The 13,606-nt window shown below is 69.7% G+C and carries 16 protein-coding genes; 13 read left to right on the top strand and 3 right to left on the bottom strand.

The window, feature by feature from the left end:
• Nucleotides 1–147: 147 nt before the first annotated feature.
• Nucleotides 148–705 carry a hypothetical protein gene (locus tag A6F73_RS38205; protein ID WP_063353063.1) on the top strand — a complete coding sequence of 186 codons (558 nt, stop codon included), beginning with the start codon at nt 148–150 and terminating at the stop codon, nt 703–705.
• 183 nt (nt 706–888) lie between these two features.
• On the opposite strand, the gene A6F73_RS38200 is transcribed toward A6F73_RS38205, so the two are convergent.
• From A6F73_RS38200 to A6F73_RS38190, 3 genes are all read right to left on the bottom strand, one after another.
• Nucleotides 889–1,557, bottom strand: a complete 669-nt coding sequence (locus tag A6F73_RS38200) for a hypothetical protein (protein ID WP_063353062.1) — start codon at nt 1,555–1,557, stop codon at nt 889–891.
• Nucleotides 1,558–1,759: 202 nt separating this feature from the next.
• Nucleotides 1,760–2,386, bottom strand: coding sequence for a hypothetical protein (locus tag A6F73_RS38195; RefSeq protein WP_159398761.1), 627 nt, complete (start codon nt 2,384–2,386; stop codon nt 1,760–1,762).
• 927 nt (nt 2,387–3,313) lie between these two features.
• Nucleotides 3,314–3,775: a hypothetical protein gene (locus A6F73_RS38190; RefSeq protein ID WP_063353060.1), complete on the bottom strand. Its 462-nt coding sequence runs from the start codon at nt 3,773–3,775 to the stop codon at nt 3,314–3,316.
• Nucleotides 3,776–3,998: 223 nt separating this feature from the next.
• Here A6F73_RS38190 and A6F73_RS38185 point away from each other — a divergent pair, with 223 nt between their 5' ends.
• The 12 genes from A6F73_RS38185 (at nt 3,999) to A6F73_RS38135 (ending at nt 13,442) form a co-directional block, all read left to right on the top strand.
• Entirely contained in the window at nt 3,999–4,223 is a 225-nt protein-coding gene (locus A6F73_RS38185; RefSeq protein ID WP_063353059.1) for a hypothetical protein, read from the top strand.
• A 173-nt stretch (nt 4,224–4,396) separates the two neighbouring features.
• Entirely contained in the window at nt 4,397–4,753 is a 357-nt protein-coding gene (locus A6F73_RS38180) for a hypothetical protein (protein WP_063353058.1), read from the top strand.
• Between the two features lie 53 nt (nt 4,754–4,806).
• Nucleotides 4,807–5,571, top strand: coding sequence for a hypothetical protein (locus A6F73_RS38175; RefSeq protein WP_063353057.1), 765 nt, complete (start codon nt 4,807–4,809; stop codon nt 5,569–5,571).
• 62 nt (nt 5,572–5,633) lie between these two features.
• The gene (locus tag A6F73_RS38170; protein ID WP_063353056.1) at nt 5,634–5,954 is read left to right on the top strand and encodes a hypothetical protein; all 321 of its coding nucleotides are present in this window, start codon (nt 5,634–5,636) and stop codon (nt 5,952–5,954) included.
• Nucleotides 5,951–6,460: a hypothetical protein gene (locus A6F73_RS38165; RefSeq protein ID WP_159398760.1), complete on the top strand. Its 510-nt coding sequence runs from the start codon at nt 5,951–5,953 to the stop codon at nt 6,458–6,460. The genes A6F73_RS38170 and A6F73_RS38165 overlap by 4 nt, the downstream gene beginning before the upstream one ends.
• Complete coding sequence (locus tag A6F73_RS38160) at nt 6,454–7,812, top strand: tyrosine-type recombinase/integrase (RefSeq protein WP_063353054.1); 1,359 nt, start codon at nt 6,454–6,456, stop codon at nt 7,810–7,812. The genes A6F73_RS38165 and A6F73_RS38160 overlap by 7 nt, the downstream gene beginning before the upstream one ends.
• 195 nt (nt 7,813–8,007) lie before the next feature.
• Nucleotides 8,008–8,760: a ParA family protein gene (locus A6F73_RS38155; protein WP_063353053.1), complete on the top strand. Its 753-nt coding sequence runs from the start codon at nt 8,008–8,010 to the stop codon at nt 8,758–8,760.
• 197 nt (nt 8,761–8,957) lie between these two features.
• The gene (locus tag A6F73_RS38150; RefSeq protein ID WP_063353052.1) at nt 8,958–9,929 is read left to right on the top strand and encodes a hypothetical protein; all 972 of its coding nucleotides are present in this window, start codon (nt 8,958–8,960) and stop codon (nt 9,927–9,929) included.
• A gap of 176 nt (nt 9,930–10,105) precedes the next feature.
• Complete coding sequence (locus tag A6F73_RS38145; protein ID WP_063353051.1) at nt 10,106–10,471, top strand: hypothetical protein; 366 nt, start codon at nt 10,106–10,108, stop codon at nt 10,469–10,471.
• Nucleotides 10,472–10,511: 40 nt separating this feature from the next.
• Nucleotides 10,512–10,721: a hypothetical protein gene (locus A6F73_RS42050; RefSeq protein ID WP_159398759.1), complete on the top strand. Its 210-nt coding sequence runs from the start codon at nt 10,512–10,514 to the stop codon at nt 10,719–10,721.
• The gene (locus A6F73_RS44315; protein ID WP_063353050.1) at nt 10,721–13,240 is read left to right on the top strand and encodes a phage portal protein; all 2,520 of its coding nucleotides are present in this window, start codon (nt 10,721–10,723) and stop codon (nt 13,238–13,240) included. The genes A6F73_RS42050 and A6F73_RS44315 overlap by 1 nt, the downstream gene beginning before the upstream one ends.
• Nucleotides 13,230–13,442, top strand: a complete 213-nt coding sequence (locus A6F73_RS38135) for a hypothetical protein (RefSeq protein WP_063353049.1) — start codon at nt 13,230–13,232, stop codon at nt 13,440–13,442. The genes A6F73_RS44315 and A6F73_RS38135 overlap by 11 nt, the downstream gene beginning before the upstream one ends.
• Nucleotides 13,443–13,606: the final 164 nt, after the last annotated feature.

Raw genomic sequence — 13,606 nt, 5'->3', positions numbered from 1 at the left:
ATCTCGTCCACCGTGGCCACGCTCAGGCCGGCTGTGGTGAGCTCACCCGCGCCCCTGCGCCCACCAGCGTCAGCCAACGACTGACAGGCCCGGGGGCACGCCCGCGAACCGCGCGCCGGTCGCCACGACCCGGCGCACACTGGAAGCGTGCCCCTCGAACAGCACCCGAACCCGGCCGAGCACGACCTCCTGGCCGTGATCGAGGCCTGGGCCGGCTCGGGCAGCCTGTCGGCTCCCAACGTCGTCCTCGCCCAGGGCAGATTCTTCAGCCCCGCGCCGTGGCCCCGGCGCGCACCCCGCCGCGGCCTGACCGGGCGCTGTCACCCCAACGCCCTGCGGATCGCACAGCTGACCGGCACCGGCTACGTGGAGGGCTTCGCCTTCCTCGCCGCCGGGGAGACGGCGATGCCGCACGCCTGGTGCTCCGGCCCCGACGGCCTCGTCCTCGATCCGACCTGGCCCGACCACGCCGCCACCGCCTACCTCGGCATCCCGATGGCCATCGCGTTCGTCGAGGTCTTCCAGCAGCGCACCCTCACCAAGACGGCGTTCGTCGGTGTCCTCGACGCCAAGGTGCAGGTCGCCCGCGACGCCCTCAGGATCTTCACCGGTGGCATCCCCGAGCACGGCCTGCTCGACGTCGGCCGTCCCCTGCCCGAGCGGGCGCTCGTCGGCCACCCGTTCGGGCTGGTACCGAGGGCCTGAGGCCGGGAATCGGGGGCGCGGTGAAGGCCACCGCGCCCCCGAAGGGCGGCCCGGACGGTAGCCCTCCAGGGGTCAGCTCCTGCGGCTGCCCGCACTGGCCACTCACATCCGCGCCACGCCCCCGTTCCTACCGGGGGCCGCGGCGTTGCGTCGCGCGCTGGACACGGCCCCCGGGGTGAGGGCCTAGAGGTCCTCCAGTTCCGGGTCGACACCGGTCAGGTCGATGTTCGGCGGCTCCAGGATGGCGATCCGCTCGCCCACCCAGGCGAAGCTGATCCACGTGTCCATCGCCTGGCGCATGGACGCCGAGTAGTTCTCGTCGAGGAGTTCCTGGGCCTCGCACCTGTCCTCCTGGCCGGCCCGCACGCCGGCCTCGATGTCGGCGAGGACGGCGCGCAGGTTCCAGACGCTGGTGACGAGCGGGCCGTCGGCGTAGCGGCGGGGCTGGTGGCGGCGGCGCAGCAGCCGGGCGTCCGCGAGGCGCAGGCCTTCGTCGTGGGCCGTGCGGTCGATCTTCTCGGCGAGTTCGCGGCCGCCCTCGGTGAAGCTCGTCCAGGCCACCACGTCGCCGGTGGGGATGGCGAGGGCGGCCTCGATGCGGCTGTCGGACGGCTGGACCACGTCGAACGCGCGCCACAGCGCGGTGTAGACGGGGATGTTGTGGTCGCGGGCGGTCTGTGCGGCCGCCTCGTACCGGTGCCGGCGGGCGTCCATGTCGGCGATCACGCGGGCGGTGCTGGTGCTGCTGTCGCGCTGCGCGGCGATCGCGGCGTTGGCCTGGGTGTAGTTCTCGCCGGTCTCGGCCATGCGGGCGCGTACGGCGGCCTTGCGGGCGCGGCGGGGGTCGGTCATCGTGGCCGTCCAAGGGGCGCCGCGGTCCGTGGCCCGGGCGCCTGGTCGGCACGACGGGGGAGGGTGTGTCCGCTCGCCGCGTCGCGGGTCCGACCTGGTGTGCCGTCTCTGCCACGGGCCGGACGGCGGTCTGGGGCTGCGATACCCGCAAGAATCCTACCGGATCCTGACGGACCATCATGTCGGAGGCGGGGTCCGGTCGTCAGGTGACCAGGTGCTCGCCGCAGGCGGTGTAGAGGTTGACGTGGGAGTAGAAGCGCACGTCGACGAAGTCGCGCATCAGGGTGTCGTCGCCGCGCCAGTTGTAGGCCGCGCTGATCGCCGCCACGGCGTCGACCAGGGCCGCGCAGGGTTCGGAGAGCCGCCGCCGGGTGCGGCCGGGCCCGATCTCCTCCACGCCGTCGACGGCCCAGTCCAGCGGGACGCCGCGGATCGTGACGTCGATCGCGGAGTTGCCGGTGAATTGCCGGTGCCCCACGGTGATCCGGGTGCCCTTCGGGGCGTCACGGATCGGGCTGCGCGTGGAGGGGACGGCGGACCGGTCGCGGGTGCGGGCCAGGGGCACGCGGGCGGCCTTCAGCTCCTCCTTGATCAGGTTGGCGATCTCCCGGGTGGTCAGGTCCTCGGTGGATACGGCCTTGGCCCCGTAGACGCGCCGGTCGGCGGTGCCCGGACGGACGGCCGCCGGCTCGTCGAGCGTGCCGTACCGGGCCTGCATCCGGTTCAACTGCTCCTGAGCAGAGGCGCGTTCACCGTCGCTGGCGGCCGGGTCGTCGCGCAGGCGCCGGACGGCAGCAGCGCGGGCGGCAACGGAGGGCTGCGAGGGCATCGGCGACCTCTCGGGCGGGGAAATCGGTCGGGCAACGGGGTACCACCCTCATGATGACGGGCGGCTACGACAGCCGGGCCCGGCGCGTGTCGACCGGTGTGCTACCCGGTAGCAAAATGCGTCATCGCAGGTCGGCGGATGACACCTCAGGGAATGCATATCGAAACGATATGCGCATTCGGGCTGAATTTGTTATCGGCCGGATGGTGGCTCTAGGATCAGCATCGGCACTGCATTCAGGACTTCCTGACCCTCCCCCGTGTACGCTCGGACCGCCCGGTCCGAGTGTTCGAAAAATCGGAGGGGAGCAGCGTTCCATGACGGTTCGAACGAGGCCGGGAGATGACGACGAGTCGAACCCCGGTCCGGATGACCAGGGACGCCGCTGGCAGTGGCGCATGATCGCCATTGAGGTCTTGAGGGTGCTGGTGGAGATTTTCCGCCGGTTCTGAGGCCGGGCGCAGCCGGGGGGTACGAGCCCCGGCCGCGCCCTAGGTGATTTCGCCCGCGTAGCGGTTGCCAGCCGTCCGGTGTGCACTCTGAGGGGTGAGACCGGACGGCATCACCATGCTTCCCGACATATTGATGTCGGAAATATTCGACCCAGAAGAAAAATATCTGATCAAAGTTAGTCAGGCTTCGACTCAGATTACTCGCGATTCGGGTAATAATCGCAAGCGATACAGGCGAATAAGTTCTCTCCTTGTTGGTGGCGACAACAAGAAAGCCCTTTCAATGACGTAAGTCTATACTGGGGGCTTCGCGGAAGACAAACCGGAGTAGAACAACCTGAAGACTCAGAAGTTCTGTACTTCTGCGTTAACGGTAGTGACCGTCACTTATGTGACGGTCACTGCGTTCCGTCCCCGCTTTCAGGATCCAAGTCACGGCCTCCCACAGTGCCGACGGCCACCGCTGGGCGTGCGGTCAGGGGCGGCGGGGGTGGGCCTGGAGGTACTGCTGGACGGAGACCGAGGTGACGCCGCCATCGGGGTGGCCGTCGAGCTGGGCGGTCCGGGCGAGTAGCTGGACGGCGTCGGCGTCGATGCCGAGCATGGCACCGGCCACGCTGTAGGTGACGGACTCCGCGGTGGGGTGGCCCGTGCTGGCCGCGACCGCCCGGCCGAGCGGGGTGGCCCACCAGTCGTCGGGGATGGGGGTGTCGCCGGGGTAGAGGTTGGTGACCAGGTCGAGCACCGCGCCGGCCACCGTGTCGTCGTCCGAGCGCAGTTGAGCGGCGTAGCGCGCCGAGGCCCGGCTGAGGCTGGACCGCACCGCGTCAGCGAGCTCCTGGTCGCCGGTCAGCAACTCCAGTCGCCAGGCCAGGAGTTCGAACTCCTGGTAGATCTGATGGTCCAGCGGGTCGATCTCTACGGGGGCGTCGCTCATCGGGTTCTCCTGCGGCAGGTGCTTCGATGAGACCACCCTAGCGACGCGACCGGCTCGCCGGACGGCCTTCTTCGCTTCCGACCGGCCGGCGCCGGATGAGCTGCGTGGACCTGTGAATCACGTGACACGCTGCTCTTCCTCGCCGTGGCGCTCTACACCCGTTCGGGTACTTCTCGGCGGATCGCGCCCGGGTCGGGCGGGCCGCCGCCCTACGGTCGGGCCCATGACGACGAACACGAACTCGGAGGACGGCCCGCGGCTGCCGGGCGCGGAGCAGGCTGTGATCTGGCTGGTCGCAGTGGTCGCGCTGCCGCTGGCCAGGTGGCTGATGGGCGATCTGGCGCCCGAGCGCGGGTCGCTGACCCGGCGGCTGCGCCGGGTGGCGGATGCGATCGACCAGCTGGAGAAGGAGGAGGAGCGCAAGAAGCGGGAGAGGCGCAAGCGCTGACCCGGGGGCGGTGCGCGGCCGCCAGCAAGCCGGCCGCGCACCGCGTCCCCTACACCCACTCGGCCCCTTGTGTCGCTGGCTAATCCCGTTAGCCTCGTATAATGTCAAATATACGAGGTAACCGGTGTGAGAGGCTTTCCCCCGTCAGACCCCTTCGCGCGCAGGAGAGCACCGTGGCGACGTCGACAGGCCCCCGGGCACCGATCGGGCACCTGCTCGACCAGCTCGCCGCCTTCGTCCGGGCCCGGATCGCCGAGCGTACCGCCGACCCGGCCGTGCCGGCGGCCGAGCGCGAGCACTTCACCCACCTGCTCCCGCAGCTCGACCAGGTGCTCGCCCACGCCCACGCCACCGGGCCGATCCAGCAGCTCCACGCCCTGCGGCTCTTCCGGGAGATGTCGCTGCTCTGGTACGGCCACGACGAGCACCCCGGCAACCCGTGGCTCGAAGAGCTCGCGACCAAGGATCCCGACGCCGCGCTGCGGCACCTGCGGGACGTCGAGCGGCGGGTCGACGGCATGGCAGACTGATCACCAACACACTTTTGCCGCAGTGCAGTTGAGCCACCCGAACAGGACCGCCCGTGCCGCCCGAACCGCCCAGCCGTCCCGCCGACCGGCTCCACGACTACGTCGGCTTCGTCCGCTCCCGGCTGCACGAGGAGCTGGCCGCCCCCGGGCTGCACCACTCCACCCGGCGCGCCCTGCAGCGCCGGCTGGCCCGGGTCGGCGAGATCGCGGACCAGGCCGACGGCACGACCCCGGCCTCCCTGCTCGGCCGGGCGGCGAACGGCGTCGACCTGGTGGACCTGGCCCAGCGCTGGCGCGCGCACCCCGACTACCCCGGCGCCCGCACCACCCGGCCGACCCCCGAACAGGCCGTGCCCGGCCGGGAGTTGCCCGTCTCGGTGACCCACGTCTACGAGCGCGGCATCACCGCCGACCTGCTGGCCGGGGTCGGCGGCTACCCGGGCCTGCACGAGGAGGCCCGCACCGGGCTGGCCGAGAACCACCCGTGCCTCCGGGATCCGGACGCCGTCCTGCCGGTCACCGTCACCTCCGACGACGACGGCTACCTCCTCGTCCACGCCGAGATCCGCTGCACCGACCGGGCCTGCCGGATCGAGGCCACCGCCGTCGCCCGGTTCGATCCGCTGATGGACGCCTACTACCGGGCCCGGGAGTCCTTGGCCGCCGTCGACCTGCTGCTGCAGCAGCCGAACCTGGTCTCCACCCCGGACCCGCAGAAGCTCCGGCGGCAGTGGGACCGGCGGGAGAAGGCCATCCGCGAGTCGCTGCGCGCGGTGATCGACATCCTCGAACCCCACGCCGCCCCCGCCACCGAGTGAACACGCCCCCGGCCACACGCCCGCCGCTCCCGCGCAGCTCACACCCCGTCAAGGAGACCCGGATGACGTACGACGACCCCGAAGACCGCGCCGAGGCCCAGACCCGGCAGCGGCAGGCCGCCGCCCTGGAGCACATCCGGGCCTACTACCGGTTGGAGCGCCGCCTGGGCGTCACGGTCGCGCTCGGCGGCCGGGTCCGCCACGACGGGCGCGAAGGCGTCATCACGGACACCGCCGGCCAGCGGCTCAAGGTCATGTTCTACGGGGACGAGCAGCCCAGCCTCTGCCACGTCACCTCGCAGATGGAGTACGAGACGGCCACCGGCTGGGTCGCGGCCACCCCCGTCCCGGACCCGTGGGCCGCCGGCCCGGTCGCCGCATGAGCGCGCCGGACCAGGCCGCCGCGCTGGCGGCCGCCGAGCAGCGGGCCGAGCTCGCGGAGCAGGCCAACGAGCGGCTCGCCGCCGAGCTGCGCCGCTACGGCCGGCAGATTGACGAGCTGCGCACCGAGGCGCACCGGGGCGCCGTCGACCCCGGCCGGGTGGCGGCCGCGCTGGAGCGAGTGAACCAGCTGGCCGGCTTCGTGTACCGCCGCGCCGAGCAGGAGCGTCGCCAGGGTGGTGACGGCGTCTCGCTGCGCAAGGCGGCGTACGCCCACGGCGCGGCCGACACCGCGCTCTCGGCCGGACGGCCCGACCAGGCGGCCGCCCACATCGCCCACCTGGTGGGGCAGGCCGAACGGTGGCGCGAGCACGCCGAGTTCGCGTCCCTGGGCATCACCGTCGCCGCCGTCCCGGACGGTGCGGTCGGCAGCAGCCACTTCGCGCCGGGAGACATCCAGACCACCTCGTTCCGGCTGGCCCCGGACGACGACAGCACGGCATGGTGAGCAGCGACGTCGAGGTCGTGGACGGGGAGTTGGTCGAGACGGCCGGCTCCCCGTTCCCGGCCGTGCCCGACCGGCCCACGGGGCTGGGCCTGGACGTGTCCACGTTCACCCGGGACACCGTGCTGGTCGCCGGCCGCCCGCTCCCGGCCGCCTTCGTGGCGCCGCAGTACAGCGCCGCGGACTACGTCATCTCCGAGGACGTCGCCCAGCTGCTGGAGTCGGCGGCGCCGGAGAACACCAGCCGCAACCGGCGCAGCCAGATTGGACTGTTCCGCACCTGGTGCGGGGAGCGCGGCCGCGTCGCGCTGCCGTGCACCACCGCCACGCTGATCGAGTACGTCGGTCACCTGATCAAGCGGGAGCTCGACCCGGACACCATCGCGGTCTACAAGAGCGCGGTGGTCACCTGGCAGGAGGAGGAGACCCCGGGCAACACGAGGCCCGGCACCCGCGAGGTCACCAGGATGATCGCGGCGTACCGGACGGCGTGGAACCGCAAGCACACCAACAAGCAGAGCCCGGCGGTCCGCGAGCTCGACCTGGAGGAGATGGTCGCAGTCTGCGACTCGCGCGGCCGGCCCGCCGACCGGCGCAACGCCGCCATCGCCACCCTCGGCTTCCACCTGCTCAGCCGCCGGATCGAGCTCGCCCACCTGGTCGTCACCCACATCACCCTGCACCGCGACGGCATCGCTGTGCGCCTGGTCGACCGGAAGACCCGCAAGGACGGCAGCGTGTTCGAGGCGTGGATCCCGGCCCGGGACGACGCCCCGCACATCTGCCCGGTACGCCGGATGCGGGCCTGGCTGGAGTACGGCCGCCTCATCCACCAACCGCAGGACGAGGCGCTGTTCCGCGCGCTCGACAAGGCCGGCCGCCTCGCCATCCGGCTCACCCCGCAGACCCGGCCGAAGCACCCGGACGGACGGCCGAAGGAGGACCAGGAGCTCACCACAGGTGACTGGGTGGAGCTGAGCATGCTCTCCGGCGAGGCCATCAACGGGTACGTCAAGGACCTGGCCAAGAAGGCGTTCGCACGGGTCGCGCACCTATCCGAGGTCGAGCGGGCCGAGCTCGGCTACAACGCGCTGCTCAACTTGCCGACCGCAACATCGGTGACTGCCCATGGCCTGCGGGCCGGCGGTGCGACCGAGCTGTACGAATCAGGCGTCCCCGAAGACACGATCGCCGAACTCGGCGACTGGGCGAGGAACAGCACCGCGATGAAGCTCTACTTCCGCCGGATCAAACTGTCCGGCGAGAACGCCTGGGCCGTCGCCCGACAAGCACGCGAAGCCTCCCGGTCAACCGACAGCTCGTCGGCGTCGGATCCGGGGTATCGAGCCGGCTGACGGAGCTTTACCGCGGTAAAGCTGGGATGCTTCAAGGCCGGAGACACACAGACACGACGCGGGTTGTGAGCTTTGTGCGGGTATCTGACATGCTGTCCCGGTCCGAAGTACCGGGGACCACCTCGGGAAGTCAACGGAAGTCCGAAGTACCAGGCTGTCAGGCCTGGGAAGTCGACGGATTAGGAGCACCATCGCATGGCCACGATCATTGTCGTCCTCAACCGCAAGGGCGGGGTCGGCAAGAGCACCATCACCGTCAACCTCTCCGCCACCATCGCTGAGGCGCTCGCGGGCGTCGAGGTCAAGCCGATCGATTGGCTTGCACCCGTAGCAGCGTTGTCAGTCGACCCTCAAGGGTCCGCGTCCTGGTGGGCCAGCCGCGTTGGGGAGACGCTGCCATTCGTCTTCGCCGAGGCGCATAACGACCTTGAGACGCTCAAGCGGCTTCGGGACTCCACGGCCGTCGAGTACGTCATCGTCGACACTCCCGGCTGGTACCCCCCCGAGGCCCGCGATGACAACTCGGGCGATCCCCTCGGTGAGGGCCGAGTAGCCGACGCGATCCGCGCGGCACTCGATAATGCCGATCACGTGATCGTCCCGGTTGAGCCAGAGCCGCTGGGCTGGCCAACCACTCAGGAGACCATCCAGCAGGTCGTCCTTCCGCGAGGTATCCCGTTCACGATTGTCGTATCTAACTGGGATCCGCGCGATGGCGAGGCGGACCGGGACGACACCAGGAAGCACTTCACTAAGTTCGGATGGAAGGTCGCGAACACCGTCATCCGCCGTTACAAGCTGCACTCGAAGGCGGCAATCACTGGCCATGTCGTGACGCAGTACCCGAAGTCGCGAGTCGCTCAGGAATGCCTCGCGGACTTCACGAACCTCGCGTTGGAGATTCAGATGACCATCGTTCGACAGCTGCGCCGGGGGATGTCCCGCTGATGGGTAGTAGGCGAATCAATTCATCCGATCTCCTTCCCGGTCCCGAGGCCAGCGACGATCGGCCGCCCACCGAGCCTCCCGGTTCGCGTCTGGTCACCCTCAAAACCGACCGTCTCCTGCCCAATCCGCACAACCCTCGCAGCACTGTGGGGGATCTGTCGGACCTGGCGTCGATCGGGAGGATTCAGCGGCAGAGTGTGCTGGTCGTCACCCGGGCCGCATACCTCAAGCTCTACCCGGACGAGGGGGAGCTGACCCGCGGCTACGACTACATCGTCATCAATGGCTGCCGTCGCCAGATGGCCGCCACGAAGTACGGCCGGGCTGAGCTGTTCGGTGCCGTCAACGACGATGTCGCGAAGACTCGTGCTTCTCTGATGCGTGCTGCCTACGACGAGAACGTCGAGCGGCGCGACTTCGACGCGGTCGAGGACGCGCAAGCCGTCATGTCGATTGTGGCCGAGTACCCCAGCCAGCGTGAGGCTGCGGCTGCAGAGGGTTGGTCCGAGGGATATATCTCCCAGCGGAAGGCGATCCTTGGGCTTCACCCTCAGGTGCAGGCAGCCGCCCAAGGGATCCCCTTCCGCGAGCTCCGGCGATTCGCAACGAAGGCCGTTCGCGATCTTCTCCCTGAGGCTCAGCGTGCAGCGCTGAAGGACTTCCTGGAGGAGTTGGAACAGGAGAGGCAAGAGAAGGCTCAGATCCCGAGGGGTGCACGGAAGCAGACTGCCCGCTCGGTACGCACCAGTCCACAGACTCAGCGGGTTGACCAACCGGCATCGAGCCCAGGCCGGACTGAGGAGGATCTGTCTGGCAGGTCCTCGGGCGCTGAAACGACGACCTCCCTGCAACCATCGACTGTTGAGGACTCCACAGAGGCTGGGGAGCCGAACCGCAGCCCCGTTGCTGAAGAGAGCCCGGAGGTACGACCCAGCTTTACCGCGGTAGAGCCTGATCGTGCTGCCTCCGAGTTCCCCACACCTCGCGGTTCGGCAGCGAGCGGTACCCTTCCGGGGACCACCCAGGAACCGTTGTCAGACGGGTTGAACTGGACGGACCCCGTTGCCGTGGCCAACGCGCTCTGCGCCAACATGACACTCAATGAGGCCTTTGAGGTCGCACGGATCGTGCTTGAGCGTCTCGACGAACACACCAAGCAGTCCGCCTGAGCTAGCAAGGGACAGCGACTGTATGCCGTGGTCTCGTACCTCTCAAATGGTGCGAGGCCACGGCTTTTCGCTGTTCTAGGGTGGTGGTGTAACCAAACAGGGGGCTTCTCCGTACCTGTTGATGTGAGGCTCTGGAGTGGAGACAGGGCTTCTCAACGACCGACGAGGGGAAGCCTGTGAGCAACACGTCCGACTCCACGAAGAGCACCAAGCCCGCCGACCATGAGTGGGTGGTCGCCGCTGAGCTTCCTGTCCCTGCCGATGTTGCACGGTACGCCGACTTCCGCGGAAGCTTCCTGTCCCGGGCGCAGCAGCGGGTGACGGCGCTGGAGGTGTACTGCAAGGGGTGCAGGCGCCCATATGAGGACGTGGCCGATGAGAAGTGCTCGGCGCTGCTCGACAATCGGCATCTGATCGGCGGGGATCAGAGCCGGCGGGCGAAGCGCTTGCCGACGCCGCAGGCTCCGGCGGGGGCGCGGATGGTGCCCGGACACACGTACAGCCGGCGGGGTGTTGAGGCGTATGTGCACCGGCTGGTGTGAGGGCGCGACGTAAGGGGCACCGGTGCCTACGGTCCGCCGGGTGACGACTCCTCCGGCCTCGCAGCCTTCCCCGCCTTCGCCGCCGCAGCTGGCGCTCCCCTCCCGGGAGCTTGTCGGGCTTCTTCTGGTCGTCGTGGGCACGTTGTCCGTGACCGCCGTGGCGTTCATGGTCCACCCGTTGTGCGGCGCGGCCGTGATTTCGGCGTTCGTGATGGCGGCTGGCCTGTGGCTGGCCAGTGAGGATGCCTGATGGGGTGGCGCCTCGCACCGGGGCTGCGCCGCCTGGTGACCCGGCCGGCGCCAACCGAGATGGAGTCGAAGGGGTGGAACGGGTCGTGGGCGTCGCTGCCGGGGATCACCGCCGAGTACGGCACGGAGGGCCGGGCTGACGGGTGGGACCTGGAGCGGGTCATCAGCGAGGGGTACGAGCAAGGTGTCTGGGTGTTCAAGTCGGTGGAGACCATCTCGGGGCACCAGGCGCGCCGGCCGTTCTCAATCGGCCGGGGCGAGAAGCCGGGCGAGCACAGCGAGATCCTGAGCGACCATCCGCTCTACCGGGTGCTGAACGGTCAGGCCAATCCGTTGGAGACCGGCCGGGTGTTCAGGAAGCGTCTCAGTGCGCAGGTGCTGCTCAGCAAAAAGGGCGCCTTCGTCGAGGTCACGAAGTCTCGGCTCGGCACGATCACTCGCCTCGATCTCCTGCCACCCGACCGGGTGCGGCCGGTTCCGGACCCGAGCGGGGACTACCTCTCCCATTTCGAGTTCACCACGCGGACGGGTCGGTTGCGGGAGCTCGCGCCGGAGCGGGTCCGGTGGGTCCGCGACCCGCACCCGACCGATCCGTTCAGCGGGATCACGCCGCTGGAGGCCGCTGGCATCTCGATCGACCTGGACCACCTGGCCCGCCTCTACAACGTCAGTTTCCTGCGTCGGGACGGACGTCCGGGCGGAATCGTGGGTGTCGATCTCAAGGGGGCGACCGAGCGCCAGCTTGACCGCATCGAGGCCCGGTTCTCACCCGGGGTCGACCACGCCGGTCAGCTCGCGGTGATCGGCACTGGGCCGGGCGGGGTGCAGTTCATCGACACCAGCACCCGGCCGCGCGACATGGCCTACAAGGAGCTGGCGGGCACCAGCAAGGACGAGATCTTGGCCGCGTTCGGCGTGAGTGAGGCGATGTTCGGCTCCACCGCGGGCAAGACATATGCCAATGCCGAGCAGGACGAGTTCACCTTCTGGACGATCACCGCCATCCCTCATCTCGACGTGATCGCCTCCGCGTTTCTGCCGGACATCGACGTCGATGAGGGGTGGCGGCCATACATCGACACCTCCGACGTCGAGGTGCTGGACCTGCCCCGCCGGGAGCGGTTGAAGGTTCTCCGGGAGGAGTGGACGGCTGGGCTGATATCCGCGGACGAGTACCGCCAGGCGGCTGGCCGGGACACGATCGACAACCCTCAGACGCGTGCGCTCTGGTTTTCTCCGCAGAAGGCCCCGGTGCCGGCCCGTCCCGAGGACGCCGCAGAGCTTGGGATTGGCGGCGGCCAGGTAGCTGGCGATCCGGCTGGGCTCGTCGGCGCAGCGCAGACCAACGGTCAGCCGCCCAGCGGCCAGGACGGGGCTGCTGCTGCCGCTGCCGTCGCGGAGGCGCGCGGTGCCGACGACCAGGACCCGGCCGGAGGAGGGGCGGCCGCCGATGCGGTCGGCGCCGCGCGCGGACCCGCGCGCCCGGTGCCCGGCGTAGCCGCCGCAGAGGCGGTGGCCCAGGTCCGGGGGGTGGGCGGCATCAGCACCGCCGGCGCGGCTGCGGCGGCAGTCGACCGGGTCCGTGCGGCGGCAGATCGAGGGCCTGGTCCTGGCCCTGCGGCGGTTGCGGTGGCCGCGGCCCAGGAGGTGAAGACACTTCCGGTCTCGGGGGCCACTCCGGCGGTGGCAGGGTGGGAGGTGCCGGAAGCGGAGGAAGAACGGCTTCGCGGTGCGGCGAGCGCCGCCCTGGACGCATTGCTCGCCCGCCAGGCCGAGGTCATCGCGGCCCGGCTACGCTCCCCCAAGCTACGCAGCCGGACGAGGTACTGGCAGCCGGGGCCGTACGAAGTTGACACCCGGTCCGGGGACACCCCGATCGACGCGGCGAAGGCCGTTGTTCCGGACCGGTGGGTGGAGGAGAGCGTGGCCACCCTTGAGCCCCTCGTCGCCTTGACGGTGCAGGCCACCGCTGCGGAGTGCATCGCCGCTCTCACTGGCGTGGCTGCGAACTCGGCGGTCCTCGGTGCCGCTGCCGGCGGACTTCACGCCGCCACCCTGGACGCCGTCACTCTGGGTGCCGCTTCGATCCGGGCGTTCCTCGCCGATGTCGCGGACGCGATCACGGCCGTCCAGAACGACCAGCCGGGGCTTACGCTGGAGCAGCTGGTGGGTCACACCCGGGGCCTGTTTGCCGACAACGCCCGCCGGCTCGCCGACGACGCCGCGCGTAGCATCGCCGCGGCCGCCGTGAACGGCGCGGCCGAGGCATCGGCCGCCGCGTGCGGGCCACAGGTCACTCGTACCTGGATGAGCCGCGGGGACGAGCGGGTCCGGCCGGCACACCAGGAATTGGACGGACAGACGCTTCCGGTGCTGGAAGCCTTCTCCGCCGACGGTTACCCGTTGAGGTATCCGGGCGATCCGATCGCCCCGCCGGCGTTGATCCGCAACTGCCGCTGTCGGCTCCGCTACCAGGCCGAGCCGCTACTCACTGACGGAGGAGATCCTGATGTCCGCTGATCTGGTGTGGGGCCTGCTGCTTGGTACCGGCGCCGCCGCCGAGGTATACGGGCTGTGGAGCCGGGAGGCTGGGGACACGTTGTCCGAACGGACGCGGGCTTGGTTTCGGGTTCGGACGAAGCCTGGCCGGGCCGTGTTCACCGTGGTGTGGTGCGGCTTCTCCGTATGGTTTCTGCTCCACATCCTCACCGAGACGATGTGAGGCTGCTGGGCTTTACCGCGGTAAAGCCCAGTGAGTTTGCCTGCGGTCAGCGGGCAACACTTGCCGTCTCCGTGCTCACTTCCCCGCATGGCGGGATTGAGGTGTCTGCGGGTCGAGCCTGGCTTTACCGCGGTAAAGCCAGGCTCGACCCGCAGACGGGTTTC

This window comes from Streptomyces sp. MJM8645, from assembly GCF_001625365.1.
Lineage (GTDB): Bacteria > Actinomycetota > Actinomycetes > Streptomycetales > Streptomycetaceae > Kitasatospora.
This window is presented reverse-complemented; position numbering and strand designations above follow the sequence as displayed.

Coding starts and splice junctions, on each gene's coding strand:
- A6F73_RS38200 (WP_063353062.1), bottom strand. CDS start 1,557: ATGACCGACCCCCGCCGCGCCCGCAAGGCCGCCGTACGCGCCCGCATG.
- A6F73_RS38195 (WP_159398761.1), bottom strand. CDS start 2,386: ATGCCCTCGCAGCCCTCCGTTGCCGCCCGCGCTGCTGCCGTCCGGCGC.
- A6F73_RS38190 (WP_063353060.1), bottom strand. CDS start 3,775: ATGAGCGACGCCCCCGTAGAGATCGACCCGCTGGACCATCAGATCTAC.
- A6F73_RS38185 (WP_063353059.1), top strand. CDS start 3,999: ATGACGACGAACACGAACTCGGAGGACGGCCCGCGGCTGCCGGGCGCG.
- A6F73_RS38170 (WP_063353056.1), top strand. CDS start 5,634: ATGACGTACGACGACCCCGAAGACCGCGCCGAGGCCCAGACCCGGCAG.
- A6F73_RS38165 (WP_159398760.1), top strand. CDS start 5,951: ATGAGCGCGCCGGACCAGGCCGCCGCGCTGGCGGCCGCCGAGCAGCGG.
- A6F73_RS38160 (WP_063353054.1), top strand. CDS start 6,454: ATGGTGAGCAGCGACGTCGAGGTCGTGGACGGGGAGTTGGTCGAGACG.
- A6F73_RS38155 (WP_063353053.1), top strand. CDS start 8,008: ATGGCCACGATCATTGTCGTCCTCAACCGCAAGGGCGGGGTCGGCAAG.
- A6F73_RS44315 (WP_063353050.1), top strand. CDS start 10,721: ATGGGGTGGCGCCTCGCACCGGGGCTGCGCCGCCTGGTGACCCGGCCG.
- A6F73_RS38135 (WP_063353049.1), top strand. CDS start 13,230: ATGTCCGCTGATCTGGTGTGGGGCCTGCTGCTTGGTACCGGCGCCGCC.